Source organism: Candidatus Zixiibacteriota bacterium (assembly GCA_026397505.1).
Lineage (GTDB): Bacteria > Zixibacteria > MSB-5A5 > GN15 > PGXB01 > JAPLUR01.
On sequence record JAPLUR010000076.1, the window covers coordinates 1 to 26242 of the forward strand.

At 50.9% G+C, this 26242-nt stretch carries 19 protein-coding genes, 2 tRNA genes, 1 other RNA gene and 1 pseudogene; 22 read left to right on the forward strand and 1 reads right to left on the reverse strand.

Annotated elements, in window-relative coordinates:
* The 8 genes from NT002_08045 to NT002_08080 all read left to right on the forward strand — a co-directional run.
* Positions 1 to 894: SLBB domain-containing protein (locus NT002_08045; GenBank protein MCX6829220.1), on the forward strand; the 894-nt coding region annotated here is incomplete at its 5' end.
* A gap of 4 nt (positions 895 to 898) precedes the next feature.
* Entirely contained in the window at positions 899 to 2089 is a 1191-nt protein-coding gene (locus tag NT002_08050) for a Wzz/FepE/Etk N-terminal domain-containing protein (GenBank protein MCX6829221.1), read from the forward strand.
* 104 nt (positions 2090 to 2193) lie between these two features.
* On the forward strand, positions 2194 to 2952 hold the full coding sequence (locus NT002_08055) for a DapH/DapD/GlmU-related protein (GenBank protein MCX6829222.1): 759 nt from the start codon (positions 2194 to 2196) through the stop codon (positions 2950 to 2952).
* A gap of 19 nt (positions 2953 to 2971) precedes the next feature.
* Entirely contained in the window at positions 2972 to 4072 is a 1101-nt protein-coding gene (locus NT002_08060) for a DegT/DnrJ/EryC1/StrS family aminotransferase (protein ID MCX6829223.1), read from the forward strand.
* Positions 4073 to 4120: 48 nt separating this feature from the next.
* Entirely contained in the window at positions 4121 to 5215 is a 1095-nt protein-coding gene (gene wecB / locus NT002_08065; protein MCX6829224.1) for a UDP-N-acetylglucosamine 2-epimerase (non-hydrolyzing), read from the forward strand.
* A 1-nt stretch (position 5216) separates the two neighbouring features.
* Positions 5217 to 6761: a hypothetical protein gene (locus tag NT002_08070; protein MCX6829225.1), complete on the forward strand. Its 1545-nt coding sequence runs from the start codon at positions 5217 to 5219 to the stop codon at positions 6759 to 6761.
* Between the two features lie 85 nt (positions 6762 to 6846).
* Positions 6847 to 7929 (forward strand): glycosyltransferase, encoded by a 1083-nt coding sequence (locus NT002_08075; GenBank protein MCX6829226.1) that lies wholly within the window; start codon positions 6847 to 6849, stop codon positions 7927 to 7929.
* A gap of 1 nt (position 7930) precedes the next feature.
* Positions 7931 to 9082, forward strand: coding sequence for a DegT/DnrJ/EryC1/StrS family aminotransferase (locus NT002_08080; protein MCX6829227.1), 1152 nt, complete (start codon positions 7931 to 7933; stop codon positions 9080 to 9082).
* A 77-nt stretch (positions 9083 to 9159) separates the two neighbouring features.
* On the opposite strand, the gene NT002_08085 is transcribed toward NT002_08080, so the two are convergent.
* Positions 9160 to 11400: a hypothetical protein gene (locus NT002_08085; GenBank protein MCX6829228.1), complete on the reverse strand. Its 2241-nt coding sequence runs from the start codon at positions 11398 to 11400 to the stop codon at positions 9160 to 9162.
* 557 nt (positions 11401 to 11957) lie between these two features.
* Here NT002_08085 and NT002_08090 point away from each other — a divergent pair.
* From NT002_08090 to accC, 14 genes and pseudogenes are all read left to right on the forward strand, one after another.
* Positions 11958 to 12950 (forward strand): 50S ribosome-binding GTPase, encoded by a 993-nt coding sequence (locus NT002_08090; protein MCX6829229.1) that lies wholly within the window; start codon positions 11958 to 11960, stop codon positions 12948 to 12950.
* 122 nt (positions 12951 to 13072) lie between these two features.
* Positions 13073 to 13146 (forward strand) — tRNA-Ile (locus NT002_08095).
* A 29-nt stretch (positions 13147 to 13175) separates the two neighbouring features.
* Positions 13176 to 13249: transfer RNA gene (locus NT002_08100), tRNA-Val, on the forward strand.
* Positions 13250 to 13427: 178 nt separating this feature from the next.
* Positions 13428 to 14144 carry a C4-type zinc ribbon domain-containing protein gene (locus NT002_08105; GenBank protein MCX6829230.1) on the forward strand — a complete coding sequence of 239 codons (717 nt, stop codon included), beginning with the start codon at positions 13428 to 13430 and terminating at the stop codon, positions 14142 to 14144.
* A gap of 9 nt (positions 14145 to 14153) precedes the next feature.
* Positions 14154 to 15620 (forward strand): IMP dehydrogenase, encoded by a 1467-nt coding sequence (guaB, locus tag NT002_08110; GenBank protein ID MCX6829231.1) that lies wholly within the window; start codon positions 14154 to 14156, stop codon positions 15618 to 15620.
* Between the two features lie 44 nt (positions 15621 to 15664).
* Positions 15665 to 16049, forward strand: an RNA gene (gene rnpB, locus NT002_08115) — RNase P RNA component class A.
* Between the two features lie 22 nt (positions 16050 to 16071).
* Positions 16072 to 17817 carry a single-stranded-DNA-specific exonuclease RecJ gene (recJ, locus tag NT002_08120; GenBank protein ID MCX6829232.1) on the forward strand — a complete coding sequence of 582 codons (1746 nt, stop codon included), beginning with the start codon at positions 16072 to 16074 and terminating at the stop codon, positions 17815 to 17817.
* A gap of 8 nt (positions 17818 to 17825) precedes the next feature.
* Positions 17826 to 18779 carry a methylmalonyl Co-A mutase-associated GTPase MeaB gene (gene meaB / locus NT002_08125; protein ID MCX6829233.1) on the forward strand — a complete coding sequence of 318 codons (954 nt, stop codon included), beginning with the start codon at positions 17826 to 17828 and terminating at the stop codon, positions 18777 to 18779.
* A 193-nt stretch (positions 18780 to 18972) separates the two neighbouring features.
* Positions 18973 to 20550: pseudogene (locus tag NT002_08130) on the forward strand (methylmalonyl-CoA mutase family protein).
* A gap of 88 nt (positions 20551 to 20638) precedes the next feature.
* A complete protein-coding gene (locus tag NT002_08135; GenBank protein MCX6829234.1) occupies positions 20639 to 21058 on the forward strand; it encodes a cobalamin B12-binding domain-containing protein in 420 nt (139 codons plus the stop codon).
* A 60-nt stretch (positions 21059 to 21118) separates the two neighbouring features.
* Positions 21119 to 22264, forward strand: a complete 1146-nt coding sequence (locus NT002_08140; GenBank protein MCX6829235.1) for an acyl-CoA dehydrogenase family protein — start codon at positions 21119 to 21121, stop codon at positions 22262 to 22264.
* 2 nt (positions 22265 to 22266) lie between these two features.
* The gene (locus NT002_08145) at positions 22267 to 23100 is read left to right on the forward strand and encodes an MBL fold metallo-hydrolase (protein ID MCX6829236.1); all 834 of its coding nucleotides are present in this window, start codon (positions 22267 to 22269) and stop codon (positions 23098 to 23100) included.
* A 50-nt stretch (positions 23101 to 23150) separates the two neighbouring features.
* Complete coding sequence (locus NT002_08150; protein ID MCX6829237.1) at positions 23151 to 24701, forward strand: acyl-CoA carboxylase subunit beta; 1551 nt, start codon at positions 23151 to 23153, stop codon at positions 24699 to 24701.
* A gap of 9 nt (positions 24702 to 24710) precedes the next feature.
* Entirely contained in the window at positions 24711 to 26240 is a 1530-nt protein-coding gene (accC, locus tag NT002_08155) for an acetyl-CoA carboxylase biotin carboxylase subunit (GenBank protein ID MCX6829238.1), read from the forward strand.
* Positions 26241 to 26242 lie beyond the last annotated feature (2 nt).

Here is a 26242-nt window from a genome sequence, read left to right on the forward strand (position 1 = left end):
ATCCCGTTGATTACCGATTCCTCGAGTTTTGTGCAGTTATCGGGTGAGGTGGTGAGTCCGGGAGGTTTTGAATTCCGAGAGGGAGATAATCTGGGGACGATGATTGATCTCGGCCTGGGTCTGACCGGGCTTCAGGGAGATTCGGTATTGATCTTCCGGAACAGTCATATTCTGACGACAATTCCGAGTGATACTGCTATGGTCATTCAACCCGGAGATAAGATTATCGTTGTTCGAAAACATGATATTCCGGAGCGGGAATATTATTCTATTTCCGGAGAAGTATTGGTCCCGGGACGTTACCCGTATGGAAATCAACCGGATTTTGGAACGGCTCTTAAGATAGCCGGTGGGCTCGCTCCCAAGGGAGATATTCACTCTGCCGTCATCTTTCGTAAGGCGCAGTTTCGTAAGGAATCGGGAACCGCCCGGTTGCTCAAGGGTATCGACCTCAATAATCTCGCCTTTAATGCTATCGGGCAGCCGGTTTCTCTGGATATCGGACAGTTTTACCCTGACAAACTCGGAAAGATAAAGATACTGCCGGGAGATTCCATTTTTATCCCGGCGCTGACCGGCGCGGCCGGTGTTTTTGGTATGGTCAGACAACCCGGGATGATTGATTTTTCGGGGTCCACGATGAAGCTGGGATCGTTGGTGAAGAAAGCAGGGGGATATGCCGAGGGGGCGGAAAAAAGAGCGGCCGACGTAATCCGCAAATCCTCGGGAATGAAAATAAGAGCCTCGGGCGGTACGGAAATTTATGATGGTGATATAATCGTAATACCTGAAAACCGGCAGAAAAAAAGCACCTGGGACAGATTGAAAGATATCTCCTTGATTTTGGGTGGTCTGGGTGCGGCTTATTTGGCCATTGATAATTTGGCGAATTGATTATATGGATAACAGGGATTTCAATTTCTGGAAAATTCTTGAGGTGATTGCGCTCAGGATTAGATTCATTGTCTCTTTTGTATTAATTGTAACGATTATATCGGTGGTGGTGGCACTGCTTCTGCCCAAATGGTACAAGGCCTCCACGCTCCTGCTTCCCCCCAAAGACGAAGGATTGAAACTTGGACAATTGAGCGGCGCGGAGGATATGATTTCGCTTACTTCAGGGCTGGTTCTTCCGATTCGGGCGACTCCTTCCGATGTTTATGCCCGCATATTGAAAAGCCGCAGCGTCGCCGAGCGGGTGATCGCGGTCAATAATCTCAAGGATTACTATCATTTGAATTCGACGGTTGATATTCTGGAGAAAATAGACCGGCAGGCAGAATTCGGGGTGACCGAGGAAGGCCTTTTGGAAATAACGTACGTTGATAAGGACCCCCGCATGGCGGCCCAAATCACCAATTCCTTTGCGGATGAACTGGATCGGCTGAATCGGGAGTTGTATAGTTCCCGTGCCAAAACTACCCGGGAATTTATTTCCGGCCGGCTCAGAGAGGTGGCCGCCGAGCTGGATTCGACCCGGGCGGCGCTGAGAGATTTTCAGTCCCGATATAAGGCGGTCGACCTGGATCAGCAGACACAACTGGCGATACAATCGGCAGTGAATTTGAAAGTGGCTCTCGCGGAAAACGAAATCGAGCTGAACGTGAAGGAAAAATCTCTTTCCCCGACTCATCCGGAGGTGATCAGCCAGAGACAAAAAGTAAATGAAATCAAAGACCAGATCAGCGCGCTCGAGTATGGCAAGGGGGACAGCTCATATTTCAATCTTCCCGTATCAGAAGTGCCGGCGCTGAAGATACGACTGGCGGAATTGACCAGCCGTCTCAAGGTATCCGAAACATTATATCAGGTGCTTTCGGAACAATATGAACAGGCAAAGATTCAGGAGAAGATGGATACGCCGACCCTTTCCATACTGGACCGGGCTTTGCCGCCGGAACTGCCATATCGGCCTCAGAAGACTATTATAGTTCTGGTCTCGGCGGGTATGGCCGTTATCGTGGCGATATTCCTGGCTCTTTTCATGAACTATCTGGCCAATCTGGAGAGAAACTCTCCCGATGATTATAAACGGGCGCGATTATTTTTGGGCATCTGGAGAGGGAGGTTTCCGCGCTCCGGAAATTGAGAATTAGGAATCCGCTAATTCACACGATAACCGGCCGATTCAATACTAGGCGAATTCCATATCGGGCGCCGCGGAAATTCATATCTACCTGAAAAGAGGATTTTATGTCGAATGCGATTATTGACAAAACCGCCACGGTCGGGGAAGGTACGAAGTGCGGCAATTTTACCGTAATCGAAGAGAAAGTGAATATTGGCCGCGGCTGTCTTATCGGTCATAATGTTGTCATACATGCCGGGACGAGAATCGGTGACAATGTTCGTATTGATGACGGAACCATTATCGGCAAATTTCCCATGCGGGCGGCCAACTCGGCCACCACCAAAGAGCAGGAATTGTCGCCGGCTGAAATTGATTCCGACGGCATTATCGGGACCAATGTGGTGATTTACCGGGGATGCAGAATCGGCCGCAAAGTGCTTATTGCCGATCTTTCGACGGTTCGCGAGAATGTCACCGTGGGAGATTTTACGATTGTCGGCCGCGGCGTGGCGATAGAAAATTTCTGCAAGATCGGCCGCTATTGCAAGCTGGAAACGAATGTCTATATCACCGCCTATTCCGAATTGGAAGACCGGGTTTTTGTGGCCCCCTGCGCCGCCACGTCGAACGATAACTATGTCGGACGGACGGAGGAGAGATTCAAGCACTTCAAAGGAGTGATTGTCAGAAAGGGCGGCAGAATAGGTGTCAATGCCACCATTCTTCCCGGAAAGACGATCGGCGCCGATGGCCTGGTGGCGGCCGGGGCGGTGCTGACGACCGATTGCCCGGACCGGAAAATCATGGCGGGGATTCCGGCGAAGGTGATGCGTGATGTCCCCAAGGAACAGCTTCTGGAGAACCAGGGGTGGAAAGAGTGAAGGAGTGAAGGAGTAGGAGATGGCAGTCCCGTTATTAGATTTAAAACGGCAGTATCTGGCCCTAAAAGAGAGCATGGATGCAGCGGTTCTCAAGGTATTCGACCACGGCCATTTCATTCTGGGGCCGGAAGTCGCTCTACTGGAGCAAAGAATCGCGCAGATGTCCGGGGTTGCCTTTGGAATCGGCGTGGCCTCGGGCACCGATGCACTATTGCTTGCCCTGCGAGGGGCGGGAATCGGACCGGGGGATGAAGTGATAACCTCGGATTTCTCGTTTTTTGCCTCGGCGGGAGTCGTATCGCGCCTGGGCGCCAGACCGGTCTTTGTCGATATCGAGGAAGATACTTACAATATCGACCCGGGTAAAATCGAAAGGGCGATTACAAGCAAGACCAAAGCTATCATGCCGGTGCATCTTTTCGGGCAATTGGCCGATATGGACCCGATCATGGAAATAGCCCGGAAACATAATCTGGTGGTCGTGGAGGATGCGGCACAAGCGATCGGCGCGGGATATAAAGGAAAAAAGGCCGGGTCTATAGGGCACTATGGCTGTTTTTCGTTTTATCCTTCGAAAAATCTGGGCGGCGCGGGCGACGGCGGGATGATCATTCTGAATGACAAAGAGCGCTACGAATTTGTGAAAATTCTGCGGGTGCATGGCGCTGATCCGAAATATTTCCATAAAGTTATCGGATACAATTCACGGCTGTCAACCATCCAGGCGGCGGTCCTGCTGGTTAAACTTGATTATCTGGCCCAGTGGAGCGAGAAACGCCGGGAACATGCGCGGAAATATGATGCCGCCTTCAAGGGGACGGCAATCGGGATTCCCATCGCCAGGGACTACTCTTATCATATATACAATCAGTACACCATTGCCGTGGATAATCGCGATGAATTAATGCGGGCGCTCAAAGAACGCAAAATCGGCCATGAAATTTATTATCCGGTGCCTTTCCACCTTCAGGAGTGTTTCCGCGATCTGGGGTACCGGCCGGGCTCTTTTCCGGCGACAGAGAGAGCGGCCGAGAAGGTAGTCTCTATTCCGGTATACCCGGAACTGACCGCGGCCGAGCAGGAAGAAGTGATTGCCGCTGTAAAAGAGATTTCGGGTTAGAAGGGAACGGCAGCAAGAGGGATACTCTGTAAAGGGCATATAATAGCAATGAGAAGAAAAAAGCCGCTGATTTTGTCGCTGGTCGGAGCTCGTCCGCAGTTTATCAAGCTTGCCCCCCTGGCGCGGGCGCTCTCCGCCAGGTTCAAGCATGTCATTATCCATTCCGGCCAGCATTATGATCATATGATGTCGGATATCTTTTTCCGGCAACTGGCCATCCCGAAAGTTCATTACAATTTATCAGTCGGGTCCGGGAATCATGGCGAGATGACGGCCGCGATAATGAGCCGTCTGGAAAAATTGCTTCTTAAGCTTCAGCCCGATCTGGTGCTGGTTTATGGTGATACCAACAGTACTCTGGCCGGAGCGCTCTGCGCCGCCAAGCTGAATATTCCGGTCGGTCATGTCGAGGCGGGTCTGCGCTCTTATCGAATGGACATGCCCGAGGAAATCAACCGCCGGCTGACCGATCATATTTCAGGTCTTCTTTTTTGCCCCACGCGACAGGCCATCTCGAATCTTAAGAAGGAAGGTATTACGGCGGGGGTCTTTCACTCGGGCGACCTGATGTATCAGCTTATCGATCAATATCGCAATCGAATTTCTCGAAACAGGGAAGTGCTTCGCCGTTTTCAATTGATACAGCGCGAGTATCTTCTGATGACCTTGCACCGGGCGGCTAATGTCGATGACGGCGATGTTCTCGGGGAAATTGTGGATATAATCGGCCGCCTTGACCGCAAGATAATTTTTCCGGTGCACCCGCGGACGATGAAGAATCTTCGCTGTTTCAACCTGCTGGGCCGGTTGAAGAAGACGCCGAATATAATATTGACCGGGCCGGTCTCATATCTCGACAGTCTGACATTGACCGCCAACGCCGGCGCCGTTATGACCGATTCCGGGGGCGTGCAGAAGGAAGCGGTTTTTCTCAACAGCCCCTGTTTGACGCTGCGTGATGAGACCGAATGGGTCGAGACTCTTGACTGGGGGAATCATCTCGTGGGGCTATCCTTCAGGAAAATATCCCGACACTTGCAAAAGCTCTCGCGTCCGCGCAAGCAAGTTCCTCTCAAAATCAGGGGTCAATTGCCCTCGGATATCATCACCGCGGCCATACTGAGTTATTTCAAGGATTTCTAAATTGCCGACCGAAGCAAGAATACGACAGGCCATCATCGGAGTGTCCGGTATTGCCATTCTGTCCAAACTGCTCGGATTCCTGCGCGAAATGGTCATTGCCGAAAGATTCGGAACCTCGCGGCAATATGATATTCTTCTCATCGGTATTGCCGCCCCCATTTTTTTCAATCTGGTTCTGGTCAACGCCACCAATTTCCTGGTGGTGCCGTTCCTCTCGAAAAAAATGTCGCAGGAATCAAATTCCGGCTGGCGCAGTTTCTGGAGCCTGGCCAATTCCCTTTTAATAATCGTGATATTGCTGGTACTGGCCATAATTGCCGCGGCTCCATTATTGGTGAAAATAGTTGGTCCATCGCTGGCGGGAGATGATTTGCAGAACGGCATTTTCTATTGCCGCATAATTTCCCTGTTGGTCCTGCTGGGATTCCTCGAATCTCTTTTCAGGTCGGCTTTGAATGTCAGGAAGGAGTTCGTTTATCCGGCAGCCGGCTCCATCATATTGAATGTCATCGCCATTTCGGCCATCTATCTTTTTTCGGGCAGTATGTCGGTGATGGCGATTTTGATCGGGCTTCTGGTTGGTTCATTCTGTCAGGTTCTGTTTCTTTTTCTTAAACTCCTCGGCTTCAAGGTCACCCGATATTTCCATCTGACTCTTTTTGATGCCGATGCCAGAGGGCTTCTTGCCGTGGGCGGTATGATAATCATTGTCGAACTTATATCACGCACTTATTTTCTGATTGACCGTTTCTATGCTTCGGACCTGGCGCCGGGGGTTGTATCGGCACTCAATTACGGCAGTCTTCTGGTGATGCTTCCGGTAAGCGTGGCGGGCCTGGCGATCGCCAATGTGACCTTTCCATATCTCAGTGATCGTCTGCACGGAAATCAGCCGGGCCGTTTCGCCGAGCTGTTGCGTTCCACAATTCAGCTGTCACTGGTGATAGGAGTGCCGTGCGGGATATTTTATCTGTTTTTCGCACGTGAATTGACGGCGGCGGTTTTTCTCCGAGGGGCCTTCGATCTGGAGTCTCTGGCCATGACCTCGCGCCTTCTGGTTTTTCTGGTCCCCCATCTGGTTTCGCTCTTTTTCTACAGTTTATTGATGCAAGCATGCTATGCTTCGGGACGGCAGAGATATGTACTGGCGATCGCCGCAGTGGCGGTGATCCTTAAATTCGGTTTGACCGGACTTTTTAAAGGTATGCTTGATTATCCCGGAATTGCTCTGGCCACGTCGGTTGTTGAAGTGCTGACCCTGGGCATGTTGATGCTGGTTCTGGCTCGTGATGGGCAAATTGCAGGTGTCAGGACACATCTGTTGGTTTCAGGCAAGGTCGCTCTGGCCTCGCTGCCAATGGCGGCGATTGGATATTATTATAAAAATCTGCCCGATTTCAGTGTCGGTTTGAGTTTGATATCAAGATTTCGTATTATTCCGGCCTTCATTCTATCGGCAACAGGTTTTGTCATAATCGGATACCTGACAAGGATTCCCGAGATAAAAGATCTGGTCGATAGTGTTTGGAGGAAATGGCGGGCATGAGCGATATTGCAGCTTATAGCTATCAAAGTGACGGTAGGAAAGATATGCGGCCGCAGTTGGAAGCGAAAAATGGATTATTGAGAATATGCCGGGAATAATTAATACAAATCGCAAAATTGTCATTCTGGGGAATGCCGCTTCAGTGCATATCAGGCGCTGGGCCAAAGGCATATCCGATAGCGGACTGGGAGTGACCGTTATTTCCTATGGCGGAAAGGAAATAGAGGGGATTGAAACCATTTTGCTGGGCGGTCAGACCGGGAAAAGGCTGGGATATATCGGCCTGCTTTCTATGGTGAGGCGTGCGATACGAAAGATTGCACCTGATTTGGTGCACAGTCATTACGCCACCGGCTACGGCCTGTGGGGGAAATACAGTGATATTCACCCATTCATCATTTCGGTATGGGGCTCGGATATCGTAGAATTTCCCTCCAACGGCTTGAAGCGATGGGGGCTCCGAAGAATTCTACTCGCCGCCGATTATGTGACGGCCACCAGTGAATTCCTGAAATCGCAGACGCTTATGCTGGCTCCGGAGACAGCCTCGCGGATAGCGGTCATACCCTTCGGGGTGGAGATACCTCCGGCTCGTTCGCCCAGGCAATCGGCCGAAGTCAGACTTATTTTTATGAAGGCGCATCAGAGGAAATATGGTCCCGATATTCTATTAAAGGCGTTGCATCTATTATCGGACAGGGGCAAGCATATAGTGCTGACGATGGCCGGAACGGGTGAATTGACCGATGATCTGAAAAGCATGGTGCATGAATTTCTGCTTGATGACAGGGTGAAATTTGTTGGATATATAGAAAATGATCAGGTGCCTTCCATTCTGGCGGAACATGATATTATGGTGATGCCGTCATTGGCCGAATCTTTCGGTGTGGCGGCTCTGGAGGGGGCGGCAGTGGGATTACCGGTCATTGCCTCAGATGTGGGCGGTATTCCGGAGGTTGTGGAAGACGGCGAGACCGGCATTCTGGTAAGGCCCGGTGACCCGGAGAGTCTGGCTGAAGCAATAATGAAATTGGCCTCTGATGTCGAATTAAGAAAGAGAATGGGAAAAGCCGGAAAAGAAATGGTCGGCCGGAAATATCGCTGGCAGGCAAGCATTGATCAAATGGTGCAGCTTTACGAAAGATTGATGATGAGGAAGAGGGCATAATATGAAAGTTCCCTTTTTCAGATTGAAGTTTACTTCTTCCGAAAGGAAGGCGGTTCTTGAGGTTCTCAAATCCGGGTGGGTCACCAGCGGCCCGAAGGCACGGGAATTTGAGAATAAGATAAGGGCAATTGCGGGAGCCAAATATGCGGTGGCGGTTTCCTCATGCACGGCCGGGTTACATCTGGCGCTGAGGGCGTTTGGTATTGGTGATGGTGATGAAGTGATTACATCGCCATTCACCATGGCGGCCACGGTTGAGGCCATTCTTTATACCGGCGCAAAACCGGTTCTGGCCGATATCGACCCGGTGACGCTGAATATTAATCCCGACTGCATTGAGGGTAAGATTACCTCACGGACAAAGGCAATACTGCCGATTGATATTGCCGGCTGGCCGTGCGCAAATGATAAGATCAGAAAAATCGCCCGGAAGCATCATCTGTATCTCATTGAAGATGCCGCTCATGCCCTGGGGGCGTCTTACCGGCAAAGGCCAATCGGTTCTCTGGCCGATGCCACGGTATTTTCTTTCTATTCGACCAAGAATATCACTACCGGCGAGGGGGGAATGGTGGTCACAGATTCGAAAAAGCTGACGGAACGTATCCGTCATCTCTCGCTGCACGGGATGACTTCCTCGGGGTGGAAAAGATATGCCGGCGGCGGCTGGAAATACGATATTACGGAACTGGGGTACAAGGAGAATCTTTCCGATCTGGCGGCCGGACTGGGACTGGGACAACTGAGCCGTTTCGAGGCGATGCAGCAGAGGCGGCACAGGCTGGCGCGGCTGTACTATCGGGGATTGGAAGATCTGACCGACTATCTGGAATTGCCGTACCTGGATGAGAATTCGAAGCATGCCTGGCATCTGTTCATCATAAGAATGAATCCTGGAATGTGGCGGATTGACCGGGATCGATTGATTGCGGAACTGGAGAGGAAGGGTGTCGGATGCGGGGTGCATTTCATCCCGGTGCATCATTTTTCATATTTTCGAAGAGCATTAAAATTTAAAAAAGCGGATTTGAAGCAGGCAGATTGGAGCTTCCAGAGAGTGATTTCGCTTCCTTTTTATTTTGACCTGAACGCCAGAGAAATAGAATATGTATGCCGCACAATAAAAGCTCTGGCGGTGAAATTCGGGAAATAGCGGGCATTATTTTCGCCGCAAATCATAAGCCGCTCCCCGTAAAGAGGAGCGGCTTTTCTCGCCGGTTTTTTAATACATCATTTCAGAAGCGACATTTTGATCGTTCCGGAGTAACTGCCGGCCTGCATGACTGTTAGATAAATACCTGAAGATACCCTGGCACCATAGGAATCGGTGCCGCGCCAGATAACTTCATATCGGCCGGGTGACTTCGGTTCGTCAACCAGAGTCGCCACCACCTGCCCGAGAATATTCATAACCACGATCTTAACGCGAGTAAGAGTGGGCACATCATAGGAAATAATCGTTTCGGGATTGAAGGGATTGGGGTGATTCTGATTAAGCTTGAAGTCGGTCGGCAGAGCCGGCCCGGCCGCCTCTTCGGAAGCAAACTCATTAAGTTTATCGATGTTGCAGAGACATCCATATATTGTGATGGAATGAGGGTCTCGGTTGACATATTGTCTTGATGAACTGGAAATCATCGTATCGTTGGAAATCGTCGGTGTTCCGGAGACGCTTCCATACCGACTGCAGTATCTGATCATCACCTCCGCGACTTTCGTGTAATTGTTTCCATTGGGTGAGATGCCATTGAAGCCGGTGGACGAGTTGCCATAGATACGATATTGGGTACCACTGATCTTAGTATATCTAATACCGGCCGTATAACCGGTATCAATAGTGCGGATTTCTGCTCCCGCGGGTATCGTGACTGTAAATCCAAAATGATCCAGGCTGAAATTATTGCGCAGCTTAACCTCCTGATGCACGTGGCATGTCCCGCTGGTGCCGGGGAGATTAATCTCGCCCATTCTGATTTCCACCGAGTCGTTACCGCCATTGATCAATTTACTGTTTGTCGTGTCGCAGCGAACTACATTGAGCGTATCCCAAACCTGGGAAAGGTCATTGTTGTCGTCATATTTCCCTTTGAAAGCGACTTTTAAATAGCGGTTAGCATAACTGCTCGGAGAATAAGAGCCGTCGTTGAAGTCGAAGGTCATCTTTGCCAAATCGGCGTAATCAGTCACGGCGTGGACATGGTTGGTCAGATTAGCATCATAAAGCTGTCGGACCGATGCCTGCTTGGTTCCGCCGGAGGAATAGGAGGCATAATCGAAATCAAGCGCCTGAGCATCGGCAGCATCGACGTCTGTCACGGTCAAATAGTTGGTCGTATTGTAATTGAGAGTGATCGATTTGGTGACGTCACCGGCCGCGAAATTGTTCTTCATCTTTATCATGGCCGAGCAATCGTCATCATTCAGGCCAACCATCGAATCGCATGTACTGCAATGAAATTCCAGTTTCGCCGTATCGGCGTAGGCCGGTATGGTGATGACACCGTTCTTCAAAGTATCCATTTGCCTGACGTCAAAGCAGCCCGAGAATCCATCAAAAGGCACCGACCAGGAACTATCGCCGATGAAATCAATGTGGGCAGTGTTGCCCTGGGCGGCGTTTTTCACCTGAAAAACAAGGGTATAGAGCTTTGTCTCACTCGAGTATTCATCATGAAAAATGTTCAAGTACTCATAGACCCGCACCTTGAGAGTGTCCTTATTGCGCGTGCAATCCTTAATCATGTAGTATTCATTCTGATCGGCTACGTAGAAACTATCGTATTGAAGATAAGTTGTGTCAAATCTAAAATAAGTATAAGTTCCCCAGAAACGGTAGTTTGTCCTTACATAGACCGGGATATGAATTTTGGTCTGTAAAGCGCCGCCGGTAATCGTTGTGTCATGGATCGAGTAGGTTTCATTATAGTTATCAATAACCGTGACTGAGCCGTCGTCGAGATTGCCCTGCGGCGGATAATGCCGGGAGTTCAGGAAAATATAAGTGTAATTCTCTCCCTGTTTGAGGTCCAGGTCCACGGTCGAGGGCACACCGCACCAAGCCGTAAATTGCAGGTAGGCATAGGTTGTGGGCGATAGTTGGGGGGAAACCGTACCATTATCCAGTGTGATAAAGAGGGTATCACCTGAGACGGAATGAGACAAATCGCCGGGCCATGCCGCAGCTTTTACGGCATCATAAAAAAATAGTTTGCCACTATTGAAAATTATGGCGGCTCTTATCTCATGGATGTCTTGCATAGGGGCTGCCTCCTCGTACCATACTTGCAGCGGTATATTTGTGAGTGTGTCGCCGTCGCCAACCGTGCAGATGATATAAATTGAAGTGTCTCCCAGTTTGAAGTTTAGATCTCCGTCCTCAATGGGTGTCAGCGCCATGGCCGGAATTGCATAGAAGAATAGAAATGCAAAGATAAATGATAATATTGATATTTTTCTAGAGATCAACATCATAACCTCCCTGTTATCGATGTCTAAATTGTTAGTTTACTCTTTTATTAAAGTGGAACCTAAAAGAGTACAATCGGAAATGTGTCCCTGCCGGTACCGGTGGAGGCCGGATTCGGCAATCCATGCGCAGAAAACAAGACACTTCGCCTCTCCCTAAAAGGAAAAATCGAAACTAATATGTCTTTTGCAAATGCCGCGAGATGATATCACATCCCTTGCTGATCTCAGTATAATGAAATCAATGATCATATGTCAATTACTATTCTTAAATATTATTCCCCAATGCATATCAATGTCATCCGATATCAGAGCGGCGGGATGGCGCCATCGCTTCGCGCGGAGGCAGGCAGTGGATTAATGATTGGAATTGGGGCTTCAGAATACAATCAAGAACAGTGGTAATCAGGTCGTAAGAGGCGAGGGATTAAACGGATTAATAAGATAATTTAGAAGATCGCGTCGACATGCTTTCGCCTCAAAGGCATTTACCGGTGAATGGTGTCATTTAATTTTGCTTGAATTTTCGGCCGGCAATGATTAAAATTAAATGGAGGAATGATATGCCGGCCAACCTTCCGCCGCAATATTACGAACTGGAAAGAGAGTTTAAAAGGGAGCAGGACCCCAAGGAAAAGCTGCGTCTGGCTCAGGAGCTTCTGGCCATGATGCCCAAACATAAGGGTACCGATAAACTTCAGGCCGAACTGAAAGCCAAAATTTCCAAATTACGGCAGCAAATCGAGGGGGGGCAAAAGAAGCATGGAGCCAGGACGGCCGAGACCCATGACCATATCGAGCGAGAGGGAGCCGGGCAGGCAATCCTGATTGGCCCGCCCAATTCCGGAAAATCATCACTTGTTGCCTCGCTTACCCATGCCCAGCCGCTGATTGCCGATTATCCCTATACGACCCGCGAGCCGCTGGCCGGGATGATGACTTTCGAAACAGTTCAGATCCAGCTCATTGACACCCCCCCCGTATCTGAAGAGCAATTTGAGAGCTACCTTATTAACCTGATTCGGCAGGCCGATGTTGCTCTGCTTGTTTTGGATATTATGTCCCCCGGTCTGGAGGCAGAGGTGGCGATCACGCGTAAGTTGTTGGAGGAGAAGAGAATAATACTGAGTTCGGAAAGCGGGGAGACTGATGATCCCCGCTATTCGATAAAGAAGACGCTTGTCATTGCTCATAAATGCTTTGAGGATGATTGTGAGAAGAATATGGAGAATTTGCGAAAGCTCTGCCCCGGGCTCGAAGTAATTCCTTCGACCATTCTTGACGACGAGGTTCTTTTGAAGTTGCGGTCAGCCATATTCAAGTCACTGAAAATCATAAGAGTTTATACCAAGAAGATCGGTCAGGAGCCGGTTTTGATCGATCCAATAGTCCTGCCTCTGGAAGGGACGGTGGAGGATGCGGCGCTCACCATCCACAAGGATTTTGCCCAGAAGTTGTTGTTTGCCAAGGTTTGGCGTCCCGGGCGATTCGAAGGTCAAAAGGTAAAGAATACCTTTATCTTAGAGGACAAGGATATCATCGAGTTTCATATCTGATCAGCCCGGAGGGAGATTGCAGGCCTGAAAGTGGGGGGAACATTCGCAGGTAATAGCTGTTTTTTTTACAAAGGTCTTGACGGTTGAGGCTTGCATGATTATTTTAATAAGCTTTAACTATCGGGCCCATAGCTCAGTTGGTTAGAGCAGCTGACTCATAATCAGCGGGTCCCAGGTTCAAGTCCTGGTGGGCCCAGGATGATTGAAAGGTGAAGATTGATTTTTGGGCAATTAGCTCAGTTGGTTAGAGCGTTCGGTTCACATCCGAGAGGCCACTGGTTCGAGTCCAGTATTGCCCAGATGAAGAAGATGTCGGAGAAAGCCGATAGAAAGAGTATGCACTTGCCTTTGAAAACAAGGAAGGCGGATAAAGCCGGAATTGGGATAAGTGAGGAAAGAATTACGGCGCAGTCTTGAGCCAAATTAAGACTGCGCCTTTTTATTTATATGCCTATGGAACAAAGTAAGGAGCGAGTAATGCAAAGCGATCTCGAGATGCTCTTAAAATTACAGGTAATCGATTATGATCTCGGAGAATTAGAGCGCTCTAAAGAATATCTTCCCGATATGATGGAGAATCTGCGGCGCGAAGTGGATGAAACGGAGAATCTCTATCGTAATGTCGAAAAAGAACTCACTGATTCCAGATTGCTGCAGAAGACTCTGGAACTGGATCTTTCCTCCAAACAGACTGATTTGAAAAGGCTCCAGGAACAAATGATGGCCATTAAAACGAATAGGGAGTATGACGCTCTGGTCTCTCAGATTGATCTGGTTAAAGGAGCCATAAACGAGAAAGAAACACAACTGCTGGAACTGATTGAGAAAGTGGAAAAGCTTCAGGTTGATATTCAGGATTTTAAACGGAAAGCGGAAGAGGCCAAGGAGAGGAATACCAGGGAATTGACGATTCTTCAGGAGAAAATGGATTCGGTCGGGAGCAAGATTGCTATTAAGGAGGATGAGCGGACCAATATAACGGTCCGAATTCCCAAGAAAACGATGTCGGTTTATGAGCGGGTGCGCAAGAGCCGTGGAGGCACGGTCGTAGTTTCGGTAAAAAAACGATCCTGCGGTGCCTGCTATAAAGGTCTTCCGCCGCACCGGATTCAGGAAATCAAGCGAGGCGATGAAATTATTACCTGTGACAACTGCGGAAGAATGCTTATCTGGCACGATGGGGAAAGCGAATAAGGTATTATCATGGCCGAATTTTTTCATAAAGACGGTTTGACTTTCGACGATGTTCTTCTGGTGCCGTCGAAATCGGATGTTCTACCGCGGGAAGTTAATGTCTCCACCCGGCTGACATCGGCCATAGCGCTTAACATCCCCATTATTTCGTCGGCAATGGATACGGTCACCGAATATAAACTGGCCATTGCTCTGGCCCAGCAGGGCGGAATAGGGATTATACACAAGAATCTGGCGCCCGAGATACAGGCGGCCGAGGTTGATAAGGTCAAGCGCTCCGAATCGGGGATGATCGTTGATCCGATCACGCTCCCGCCGGACCGCCCGATCGGCGAGGCTCTTCAAGTGATGAAGAAGTTTGCCATTTCCGGCATTCCAATCACCGAAAACGGCAAACTGGTAGGGATACTGACCAATCGTGACCTGCGCTTTCATAAAGAAGGTAATCTGCTGATAAGAGAGGTCATGACCAAGAGCAATCTGATTACCGCCCCGGAGGGAACCGACCTTGAGACCGCTCAGGAACTTCTGCACAAAAACCGGATTGAGAAGCTGCTTATTGTTGACAATGAAAACAACCTTAAGGGGATGATCACGGTCAAGGATATCATGAAAAAGATTCAATATCCCAATGCCTGCAAGGATGAACGGGGTAGGCTTCGGGTGGGGGCGGCGGTGGGTGTCTCCGCCGATTGCGAAAAAAGAGCCGATCTTCTGGTTCAGGCCGAAGTGGATATTCTGGTGATTGATTCCTCGCATGGTCATTCTGTCGGGGTCCTTAAGACGGTGGAATATTTGAAAAAGAGATTTCCCGATAAACCGATAATGGCCGGGAATGTTGCCACCAGGGAAGGGGCACAGGCCTTAATTGATGCCGGTGCCGACACCGTCAAAGTTGGGATTGGCCCCGGCTCTATTTGCACCACTCGGGTCATTACCGGCGCCGGCATGCCGCAGATAACGGCGGTTATGGAGAGCGTCGAAGCGGCCGGCAAGCATGATATTCCGGTCGTGGCCGATGGAGGAATCCGCTATTCGGGCGATATAACCAAGGCTTTGGCGGCGGGCGCCGATTCGGTTATGATAGGTTCACTGTTCGCCGGCACGGAAGAATCTCCGGGAGAGACGGTTCTGTATGAGGGAAGAACATTCAAAGTCTATCGCGGCATGGGTTCACTGGAATCGATGAAAGCCGGCAGCCGCGACAGGTATTTTCAGGAGCATCAGGAAGATGTTTCTAAATTTGTCCCGGAAGGGATTGAGGGACGAGTAGCCTATAAAGGGGATTTGGCGGACTCGGTCTATCAGTTGGTCGGCGGGCTTCGCTCCGGGATGGGGATCTGCGGCGCCGCGAATATCAAGGAGCTGCATAAAAGAGCCCGATTTGTAAAGATAACCCAGGCCGGAGTAATTGAATCTCATCCGCATTCGGTGGCGATTTCCAAGGAAGCCCCCAATTATCGCCGGATGATATGATATTGATTATGAGTGTTAACTATAGATTCTAAACGTAAGCACAGAAAGAGTGAAAAACGGTCGCGCTTTATGAAAACTTAAAGTGAGGAAAGTCCGAGCTCCACAGAGCCGGGGTGCCCGGTAACGCCGGGGCGGAGTGATCCGACGGAAAGTGCCACAGAAAACAGACAGCCTATCTATCCGCTTTGCGGTGGATAGAGGCAATGGTGAAAACGAGGTGTAAGAGACCCCGCCCGTCGGGGGAGACCCTGACGGGGGTAAACCCCACCCGGAGCAAGGCCAAATAGGGGAAAAGGGGCTGGCTCGCCCCTTCTGATTCCCGGGTAGGCCGCATGGAACCGGCAGGCAACTGCCCGGTCAAGATAAATGACCGTATTTCCCCCGTTAAAACGGGGGAAAACAGAACTCGGCTTATTTCTCTCTTTCTGGCTTCTTGAAAAAGGAAGCCGCAATGAATTGGGCAACCAAATCCGTCCCGTTGAAATGGGTGGTGGCTCCTGAGCCTGATCCCGACTTGCTGCAGGACATAAGCGGTAAAGTCGGACTTGATAAAATAATCGTTAAAATTCTTTTCAATCGCCAGATTGACAACGTCGAAGCCATCAGACAATTCCTTCATCCCTCCTTGTCCGATCTGCTGGATCCTTTTACCATGTTTGGAATGGAAAAGGCGGTGGGAAGGATTCTGAATGCTCTCCGCGACAACGAAAAAATCATGGTCTATGGCGATTATGATGTCGATGGTATCACGGCCGCCTCTCTTCTCTATATGGTTCTTAACAAGCTGGGCGCGCAGGTTCATTATTATCTGCCCAATCGTCTGGTGGAAGGGTACGGCCTGTCCGTCGATGGGATCAAAGAGGCCGTGGCCAAGGGAATCTCATTGCTTATCTCGGTTGATACCGGCGTCACGGCGGTGGAGGAGGTCAAATATGCCCGTTCGCTTGGTATCGAATGCATCCTGACCGACCATCACGAGCCGGGGGAGATCCTGCCCGACCCGGTGGCGTTAGTCAATCCCAAGCAGAAAGATTGCACTTATGCCGGCGGGGAGCTCTCGGGAGTCGGGGTGGCCTTCAAGCTGGCTCAGGCCTTATACCAGAGATTGCAACAGGACCAGGCCGAGCTTGAGGAGCATCTTGATTTGGTGGCGCTGGGGACTGCGGCCGATATTGTCCCCCTGGTCGGCGAAAACCGCATTTTGACCAAGTTTGGCATCAAGCAGATTTCCCGGACCAACAAGCCGGGATTGAAATCGCTTACCTTTGTTTCCGGTCTGATGGGAAAAGATATCGGCACCGGGCAGGTGGTTTTCATTCTGGCGCCGCGTATTAATGCCATTGGCCGTCTGGGTGATGCCGAGATGGCGATACGTTTGCTCACCACCAAGGATGAAAGAATGGCGGCCGAAATCGCCCGCAAACTGGATAGTGAAAATCAGCGCCGCAAGAATATCGATGAGAAAACCCTTAATGAGGCTCTGGAACAGATTCGGCAGTCGGTTGATTTGGAGAATGACCGGGCCATAATTCTGGCCTCCGAGGGGTGGCATCAGGGAGTAATCGGAATTGTGGCCAGCCGACTGGTTGAGAAATTCCACTTACCAACCATCATGATTGCCATCGATAACGGTGAGGGGAAAGGGTCGGCGCGCTCAATTCCCGGATTTCATCTCTGCGATGCTCTCAAAGAGTGCGAGGATCTTCTGCTGCGATATGGCGGCCACAAATATGCCGCCGGTTTGACCATCAATCCGACCAAAATCACCGCTTTCAGGGATCGTATGAAAGAAGTTTCGCGCCGTCTTCTGACCGATGACGATCTGGTGGCAAAACTCTATATTGATTCCGAAATTGAGTTGTCGCAAATCAATGACGCCTTTCTGGATGTTCTCGAGACCTTTGCGCCGTTCGGACCGCAGAACATGAGGCCGGTTTTCCTGACCCGGAACTGTGAAATTTTGGGACAACCGTACTGCGTCGGCAAAAATCATTTGAAGATGAAAGTACGAAAAGGGGATTCCGTCTTTGATGTTATCGGTTTCGGATTTGGCGACTGGGTGCGCAACCTTTCCGGGCGGGGAAATCTGGTTGATCTGGTTTATGTGGTGGAGTATAATTCCTGGAACGACCACACCCGGATACAGCTCCGATTGAAAGATATGAAACTGGCGGCGGGTGATATCGGACATTATTGATAGGTCACATGACTGTCCTTGATAAGTTTCTTGAAGGCGATCAGGCGGCGCTGGCCCGGATAATCTCTTTTATCGAAGACAGAGGTGAGGGATACCAGGAAGTTCTCTCCCGTCTTTATCCTCGTTCCGGGAAAGCGATTAAAATCGGGTTCACCGGCCCTCCGGGGGCGGGGAAATCATCGCTGGTTAACAATGTCACCAGAATTCTGGCCTCTTCCGGTAAAAAAGTGGGCGTGATCGCGGTCGACCCCAGTTCACCGTTCACCGGCGGAGCATTGTTGGGCGATCGGATTCGTCTTATCGATATGCCGATCGATGGTTCGGTCTATATCCGCTCCATGGCCACCCGCGGTTCCACCGGCGGGCTGGCCGCCGCCACGGGCAATGTTACCATCGCCCTCGACGCTTTTGGCTTCGACTATATTCTTCTTGAGACGGTCGGGGTGGGGCAGGTGGAACTTGATATTATCGATACCTGCGATACTGTCATTGTGGTGCTCGTGCCGGAATCGGGGGATGCTATTCAGGCGATGAAGGCTGGGCTGATGGAGATCGCCGATATTTTTGCGATAAACAAGGCCGATCGCCCCGGCTCGGAGAATATTGTCGCCGAGTTGAATATGATTCTGGAGATTAAGAGAGAAAAGATCGACTGGGAACTTCCGGTGATAGCCACCGAGGCGATTAACAATAAGAATACCGACCGGCTTCTCGAAAAAATCGGTGCCCATATCGAATATGAAAAATCCTCCGGCCGTTTTGAGAATCGCCGCCGGGAGCAGATACGAAAGAAAATTTACAGCATCCTTCAGTATCATCTGAGCAACCTGATCAAAGACAAACTGAACGGCCTGGTCAATTTGGATAAAATCGTTTCCGATATTTATGAAGGGAAAAGCGATCCCTATACTATCAGTCAAAAATTGCTGGAACTCTCGGATTTGAAATCCGACCGGAAATAGTGATTTACGGCTTGGATACTCCCGGAAAAGCCGCGTTAATCAGGGGTAAAAGAGATTGAAATAATCCTCGTTTTGATGATTTTTTGCTTTTCCCCTGTTTTCCTTATCCGGAAAGGGACAAACTGCGGCCATCAAAAAGAAAGCGGTTTGACGGAACCTTCCCTTATCCTGCTTTAGGGCTTGATTTTCCCGGTTTATAACCGTTTCGGGAGAAGAGGTTAACGAGCTATATACCCCGGCCGATGTCAACGGCGCCAATTTCTCGGAAAAAGTCGGATTTCCCGGCGAATACCCCTATACCCGGGGGATTCATCATACCATGTACCGGAGCCGCTTATGGACGATGCGGCAATTTTCCGGTATGGGCACCCCGCGGCAAACCAACGAAAGGTATCATTATCTTCTGAATCATGGCCAGACCGGCCTTTCCGTTGCGTTTGACCTTCCCACTCTGATGGGTTACGATTCCGACCATATCCGTTCGCTGGGTGAGGTCGGCAAATGCGGCGTGGCGGTTGATACGCTGGCCGATGTGGAGATTATTTTTGACGGTATCAATCTCGGCCAGGTTTCCACCTCAATGACCATCAACGCCCCGGCTTCAATACTTTTGGCGATGTATCTGGCGGTGGCGGAAAAAGAGGGGGTGCCTTTTGAAAAGCTTCGCGGCACGCTACAAAATGATATTCTCAAGGAATATATTGCTCAGAAGGAATGGGTTTTCCCGCCGAAACCATCTATTCGGCTGATTACCGACCTGATGGCTTTCTGCACCGACCATGTGCCCCAGTGGAATACGATTTCGATATCCGGTTATCATATCCGTGAGGCAGGCTCGACGGCGGCGCAGGAACTGGCTTTTACGCTGGCGGATGGTTTCACCTATATCGAGGCGGCCATTGCCGATGGGCAGGATGTCGACAAATTCACCCCGCGGCTCTCTTTCTTTTTCAACGCTCACCAGGATTTCTTTGAGGAGATTGCCAAGTACCGGGCCGCCCGCAGGATATTTGCCCGCCGAATGAAAGAGAAATATCATGCCAGAGATGAGCGCTCGTGGCTGCTTCGGTTCCATACCCAGACAGCCGGGTGCTCGCTTACGGCCCAACAGCCCGAAAACAACATAGTCCGGACGGCGTTCGAGGGACTCTCGGGGGTGCTGGGAGGAACCCAGTCGCTCCATACCAATTCGATGGATGAAACCCTGGCGCTGCCATCCGAGAAAGCGGTGCTCATTGCACTTCGCACCCAGCAAATTATCGCCTGTGAAACCGGCGTGGCCAATACGATCGACCCGCTGGCGGGTTCCTATTTTGTAGAGGCGCTGACCGACAAGATGGAGGCCGATGCGGAAAAATATCTCGAAGAAATCGACCGGCGCGGCGGCGTGCTGAAAGGGATCGAAGAAGGGTATTTCCAGAGAGAGATAGCCAAAGCGGCCTATAGGTACCAGAAAGAGATAGAGAAAAAGGATCGGATAATAGTTGGGATTAATGATTATGTTCTCGAAAACGAGAAAATCACTATCCCGATTTTGAAAATTGATGAGAGCGTGGAGCGGGGGCAGACCGCTTTTATAAAAAAGCTTCGCGCCGAGCGCGACAACGACAAGGTGAAACGAACTCTTGAGGAGTTGGCGGTGGCGGCAAATGGTACCGGCAACACATTGAAAGCGATTCTGGATTGTGTGCGGGTATATACAACCGAGGGCGAGATAATCGACACGCTTCGCCCGATTTTCGGCGAGTATATTGAGCCGCCGATTATTTAGATGGAGTGATAACTGGCACTAATAGGTCGAAACCCCAGCGGTTTCGACATTGAATCTGATTAAAGAAATAATTGAAATAGAAAAACTTATGTCCGAAAAAATCAGAGTACTTTTGGCAAAACCGGGGCTGGATGGCCACGACCGGGGAATCAAAGTAATCGCCGCCGCGTTCCGCGATGCCGGGTTCGAGGTTATCTATACCGGCCTGCGGCAGACACCGGAGATGATTGTCAATGCCGCCATACAGGAGGATGTCGATGCGGTCGGCGTCTCGATTCTTTCCGGCGCGCATATGACCCTTTTTCCGGCGATACGGAATCTTCTCAATGAGAAAAAAGCCGAACATATGATTCTGTTCGGCGGCGGGATTATCCCCAATGAGGATGTCGTGACGCTGGAGAAAATGGGGATCGACAAGCTGTTTACCCCCGGCGCCACCACCGAAGAAGCGATAAACTACCTTCGCGAGGCGGTCGCCAAACGGCATCGAGATGAGGAAATAATTTAATTAATCCTTTGATTGCTCCGGCAATTGAAGATAAACCATGTCATAGTCTCGGGAGGAGAGATGAGATATAACGTTGATCCAAGACAACAGGCTGTCAGAGACCGAGTAAAGGACTTTGCCGAGAAAGAGATTCTTCCGGTTTATAAAGAACTGGACCGCGCTCCGGAAAAGTTTCCGATCGATTATTATCACAAGCTGGGGAAAGCGGGCCTGATCGGCTTTGCCATGCCGAAAGAGTACGGCGGCGGCGGGAATTCCAATATCGAGTATATCACGCTGATTGAAGAGCTGGCGTTTTATGATGCCGCCACGGCTCTTCTGGCGGCGGTGCCGGAACTGGCTGTTTACCCGATAATTCATTTCGCATCGGACGAGCAGAAGAAAAAGTACCTGCCCAAGTGCGCCACCGGCGAAAGCATTCCGGCGTTTGCGCTGACCGAAAGGCTGGCTGGCTCCGATGCCGCCAACCAGCAGACCATTGCCAAAATTGAGGGGAATCAGTTCGTCATCAACGGCGAGAAGATTTTTATCATGCATGGCGATGCCTGCGATGTAGCGGTTTTATTCTGCCGTATCGGCGAGGAAGCCTCGGAACGTCCCAAGGTCTCGGCCATTATTGTCGAGGCGAGCACGCCCGGCTTTAAAGGATTCACGCTGAGACACAAGATGGGTATGCGGGCGGCTACCACCGGGCGGATCGAACTCAAAGATTGCCGGGTTCCGGTCGCGAATCAGCTGGGCGAAATCGGCAAGGGATTCCGGTATGCCATGGCCACGCTTGATGGCGCCCGTATCGGTGTGGCGGCGCAGGGTGTTGGACTCTGCCAGAGAGCGCTCGACGAATCGGTCAATTACGCCAAGACTCGTATCGCTTTCGGGGCGCCGATTGCCAAGCTGCAGGCGATTCAGTGGATGATTGCCGATATGTCGACCCAGCTGGAAGCGGCCCGCATGATGACCTACAAGGCGGCCATGCTTCAGGATAAGGGTGAGAAGTTCTCCGTGGAAGCGGCGCAGGCTAAGCTGTTTTCTACTGAGGCGGCCCGTTTCTGTGTCGATAGAGCGATGCAGATTCACGGCGGTTATGGTTATATCGGCGAGTTCTCGGTCATCGAGAAGTTGTACCGCGACCAGCGGGTCACCGAAATCTATGAAGGAACCTCCGAGGTGCAGCGGCTGGTGATTGCCGGTAACTATCTGAGGTAGGCTTGAAATTCGGTCGTTTTGAAATAATCCCCTTCGTCGAGCAGGCTTTCCGGCTCGACGGAGGGTCAATGTTTGGTGTTATCCCCAAGAAGATCTGGGGGAAATTGATGCCGGCCGATGAGGATAACCTCATAACCATGGAAACCAATCTTTTCGTTCTTAAGGCCGGCGGAAAGAATTTCCTTCTCGACACTGGATTAGGAGATTGTATCAGCCCGGTCGAGAAAAAAGTCTATGCCGCCTCCGGTCAGACCAATATCGAAAGCGGCCTGGCTGCGTTTGGCTTATCGACGGAAGATATTAATTTTGTCATTCTGACTCACCTCCACACCGACCATTCGGGCGGGGCGGTCAGGAATGAAAACGGTGCGTTGGTGCCTCGTTTCAAGAAGGCAAAGTACATCGTGCAGAAGATAGAATGGCATGAGGCCATGAATCCGAACGAGCGAACCGCCGCGGTTTATATTTCCGACCGGCTCGCTGTCATTGAGAAGGCCGGTCAACTTGAGCTGGTTGACGGCGATACCGAGATAATCCCGGGTGTCCGGGTGCTCAGAACCGGCGGGCATACTCCGGGGCATCAAGGAGTGGAGGCAGTCTCAGAGGGGGCATCGGCGGCATATTATGCGGATATTTTTCCATCATCGCACCATATCCGTATCCCTTATGTGGCGGCGGTCGACCTCGATCCGGTAAAGACGATGGAAGTAAAGCGGAAGCTGGTTGATAAATTTTTGAAAGAGCAGACGGCGATTGCTTTTGACCATGATACAAATATCAAAATCGGAAGACTTGTTGAACGGGAGGGGAAAATAATCGTTAACCGGGTTGAGTAATTCATCAGGGCATTCATCGAGGGGATTAAACCTTATGCTTTTCGTTATTTATGTCACTTGAAGAAAAACTGAAGAAGCTTGAAGAGATGCGGCAGCAGGCGCGTCTCGGTGGCGGCCAGGATAAAATCGATGCCCAGCACCAGAAAGGGAAACTGACCGCGCGCGAAAGAATCGACCTGCTGCTGGATAAGAATTCCTTTGAGGAATTCGATATGTTTGTAACGCATCGCAGTACCGATTTTGGGCTGGCCGATAAGAAGGTGCTGGGTGACGGCGTGGTGACCGGTTGCGGCACTATCGATGGCCGCCTGGTTTTCATTTTCTCACAGGATTTTACTGTTTTCGGCGGATCGCTATCGGGCGCCCTTGCGGAAAAGATCTGCAAGATCATGGATAAGGCGATGAAAGTGGGGGCGCCGGTGATTGGTCTTAACGATTCCGGGGGGGCGCGAATACAGGAAGGAGTGGTGTCGCTGGGCGGTTATGCCGAAATATTCCTCCGCAATACGCTTGCCTCGGGGGTGGTCCCGCAAATATCGGTAATATTGGGGCCCTGCGCCGGTGGTGCGGTTTACAGCCCGGCCATCACCGATTTTATTCTGATGGCCAAGAACACCTCCTATATGTTTGTCACCGGCCCTAATGTTGTCAAGACAGTCACCCATGAGATTGTAACTTCCGAGGAACTGGGCGGCGCCATGGTGCATGCCGGCAAATCGGGTGTGGCGCACTTTGCCTGCGAAAACGAGGCCGAGGTGATCAGCACCCTCCGTAAGCTCATCAGTTATATGCCGCAAAATAATCTTGAGGATCCGCCGTTCCGTGAAACCGCCGACCCCTCCGACCGCGAGGATGAGATTCTCAATACGATTGTTCCGGACAATCCGAACAAATCATACGACATCAAGGATGTCATTCATCATATAATTGATGACGGCGAATTTCTGGAAGTGCATGCCGATTACGCAATGAATATCGTGGTCGGCTTCGCCCGCCTGGGGGGGCGCTCGATCGGCATCATTGCCAACCAGCCAGCGGTGCTGGCCGGTGTGCTCGATATTGCCTCATCGATCAAGGCGGCGCGATTTATCCGTTTCTGCGATGCTTTTAATATCCCGATTCTTACTTTCGAGGATGTTCCCGGATTTCTCCCGGGAACGGATCAGGAGCATGGCGGTATTATCAAACACGGCGCCAAATTGCTCTATGCCTATTGTGAGGCGACCGTCCCGAAAGTGACTGTTATTACCCGCAAGGCATACGGCGGAGCGTACGATGTCATGAATTCCAAACATATTCGCGGCGATGTAAACTATGCCTGGCCGACCGCCGAGATTGCGGTGATGGGTCCCAAGGGAGCAGTGGAGATAATTTTCAAGAAGGAGATTGACAAGGCTTCCGATCCCGAGGGAGAACTGAGCAAGAAGACCGACGATTACCGCGAGAAATTTGCCAATCCGTTTATTGCGGCGGCGTATGGGTATGTTGATGATGTGATCGAGCCGAAAACGACACGGGGACGATTGATACGGGCGTTCCAGATGCTGGAGACCAAGAAAGACGCTAACCCGCCCAAAAAGCATGGAAATATACCACTGTAAGATTATACAATGGGCCACAAGATAAGAAAAATCCTCGTTGCCAATCGAGGAGAGATTGCCATCCGGGTGATCCGCGCCTGCCATGATGCCGGAATAGTATCGGTGGCGGTCTACTCCGATATTGATAAGACCGCCTATCATGTCCGGCTGGCCGAGGAGGCGTACAACATCGGTCCGGCACCCGCCCGCGACAGTTATCTCAATCAGCAAAATATTCTGAAGGCGGTCAAGCAGTCCGGCGCCGATGCCCTTCATCCCGGTTATGGATTTTTGGCAGAGAATGCCGATTTTGCGCGTCTCTGTGAGGAGAACGGCATCGTATTCATCGGCCCCAGATGGCAGACGATTGCTCATCTGGGGGACAAGCTGGAAGCGCGCCGTACTGCGATCAAGGCAGGTCTCCCGGTTGTGCCGGGAACCGATTTCGATATGAATGATAAGAAGGACATTCAGAGCATAGGGAGAAAAATCGGCTTTCCGCTTCTGGTAAAAGCTGCCGCCGGCGGTGGGGGCAAAGGGATGCGGGTTGTCCGCTCCGAGGAAAATCTGGAAGAATCGGTCGAATCGGCCATACGCGAAGCCGGCTCCGCTTTCGGCGACGGTCGTGTCTATTTCGAAAAATACCTGATTGATCCCCGTCATATCGAAATGCAGATTCTGGCCGATGCGCACGGCAATGCCGTTTATCTGGGTGAGAGAGAATGCTCAATCCAGCGACGGCACCAGAAAGTGATAGAGGAATCTCCTTCACCGATGATGACCCCTGAGCTTCGTAAGCGGATGGGTAAAGCGGCGGTCAGTCTCGCGAAAGAGTCGGGGTATCTCGGCGCCGGGACGGTGGAATTTTTGGTCGATGAGAAGATGAATTTCTATTTTCTTGAGGTCAACACCCGCCTTCAGGTGGAGCATCCGGTGACCGAGATGGTAACCGGGTTTGATCTGGTCCGCGAGCAGATACGGGTTGCGGAGGGGGAGCCGCTGTCAATCAAACAGGGAGATGTGCAGCCGCGCGGCCATGCTATCGAATGCCGTGTCTATGCCGAGGACCCGCATCAGGACTTCCTACCCTCAACCGGCGTCATTTCGGAATATCGGGAGCCTTCCGGCCCCGGTGTGCGGGTTGACTCCGGCGTGGTATCCGGTTCCGAGATTCCCGTGTACTATGATCCGATCATTGCCAAACTGGTTGTCTGGGGGCGAGATCGTTCTGAAGCGATAAAGCGGGCCGAGCGGGCCCTGACCGAGTACCGCATATCGGGATTGCATACCACGGTCGGATTTGCCGGCGTGGTCATGCGCTCGGCTCGTTTCCAGTCCGGAGATTATAATACGGGCTTTATTGATAAAGAATTTCCCGATCGGGCTTTTGAAAGCCCGGCGGCGGGACAGGCGAAAAAGGCGGCATTTGCAGCGGTGATATTCAATCATCTGGAGCGCCATAAAGTATCGGTGACGCTCAAACGCGGCGCAGAAAACCGCGCCGGCTGGGTGCAGTACTATCGCACTCAGGGAGTCAATCGTCTGAATAAGGTCAAGTGATT

Excerpts from the sequence above, each read along its gene's own strand:
- NT002_08050 (MCX6829221.1), top strand. The coding sequence starts at position 899 with ATGGATAACAGGGATTTCAATTTCTGGAAAATTCTTGAGGTGATTGCG.
- NT002_08055 (MCX6829222.1), top strand. The coding sequence starts at position 2,194 with ATGTCGAATGCGATTATTGACAAAACCGCCACGGTCGGGGAAGGTACG.
- NT002_08060 (MCX6829223.1), top strand. The coding sequence starts at position 2,972 with ATGGCAGTCCCGTTATTAGATTTAAAACGGCAGTATCTGGCCCTAAAA.
- wecB (MCX6829224.1), top strand. The coding sequence starts at position 4,121 with ATGAGAAGAAAAAAGCCGCTGATTTTGTCGCTGGTCGGAGCTCGTCCG.
- NT002_08075 (MCX6829226.1), top strand. The coding sequence starts at position 6,847 with ATGCCGGGAATAATTAATACAAATCGCAAAATTGTCATTCTGGGGAAT.
- NT002_08080 (MCX6829227.1), top strand. The coding sequence starts at position 7,931 with ATGAAAGTTCCCTTTTTCAGATTGAAGTTTACTTCTTCCGAAAGGAAG.
- NT002_08085 (MCX6829228.1), bottom strand. The coding sequence starts at position 11,400 with ATGATGTTGATCTCTAGAAAAATATCAATATTATCATTTATCTTTGCA.
- NT002_08090 (MCX6829229.1), top strand. The coding sequence starts at position 11,958 with ATGCCGGCCAACCTTCCGCCGCAATATTACGAACTGGAAAGAGAGTTT.
- NT002_08105 (MCX6829230.1), top strand. The coding sequence starts at position 13,428 with ATGCAAAGCGATCTCGAGATGCTCTTAAAATTACAGGTAATCGATTAT.
- guaB (MCX6829231.1), top strand. The coding sequence starts at position 14,154 with ATGGCCGAATTTTTTCATAAAGACGGTTTGACTTTCGACGATGTTCTT.
- recJ (MCX6829232.1), top strand. The coding sequence starts at position 16,072 with ATGAATTGGGCAACCAAATCCGTCCCGTTGAAATGGGTGGTGGCTCCT.
- meaB (MCX6829233.1), top strand. The coding sequence starts at position 17,826 with ATGACTGTCCTTGATAAGTTTCTTGAAGGCGATCAGGCGGCGCTGGCC.
- NT002_08135 (MCX6829234.1), top strand. The coding sequence starts at position 20,639 with ATGTCCGAAAAAATCAGAGTACTTTTGGCAAAACCGGGGCTGGATGGC.
- NT002_08140 (MCX6829235.1), top strand. The coding sequence starts at position 21,119 with ATGAGATATAACGTTGATCCAAGACAACAGGCTGTCAGAGACCGAGTA.
- NT002_08150 (MCX6829237.1), top strand. The coding sequence starts at position 23,151 with ATGTCACTTGAAGAAAAACTGAAGAAGCTTGAAGAGATGCGGCAGCAG.
- accC (MCX6829238.1), top strand. The coding sequence starts at position 24,711 with ATGGGCCACAAGATAAGAAAAATCCTCGTTGCCAATCGAGGAGAGATT.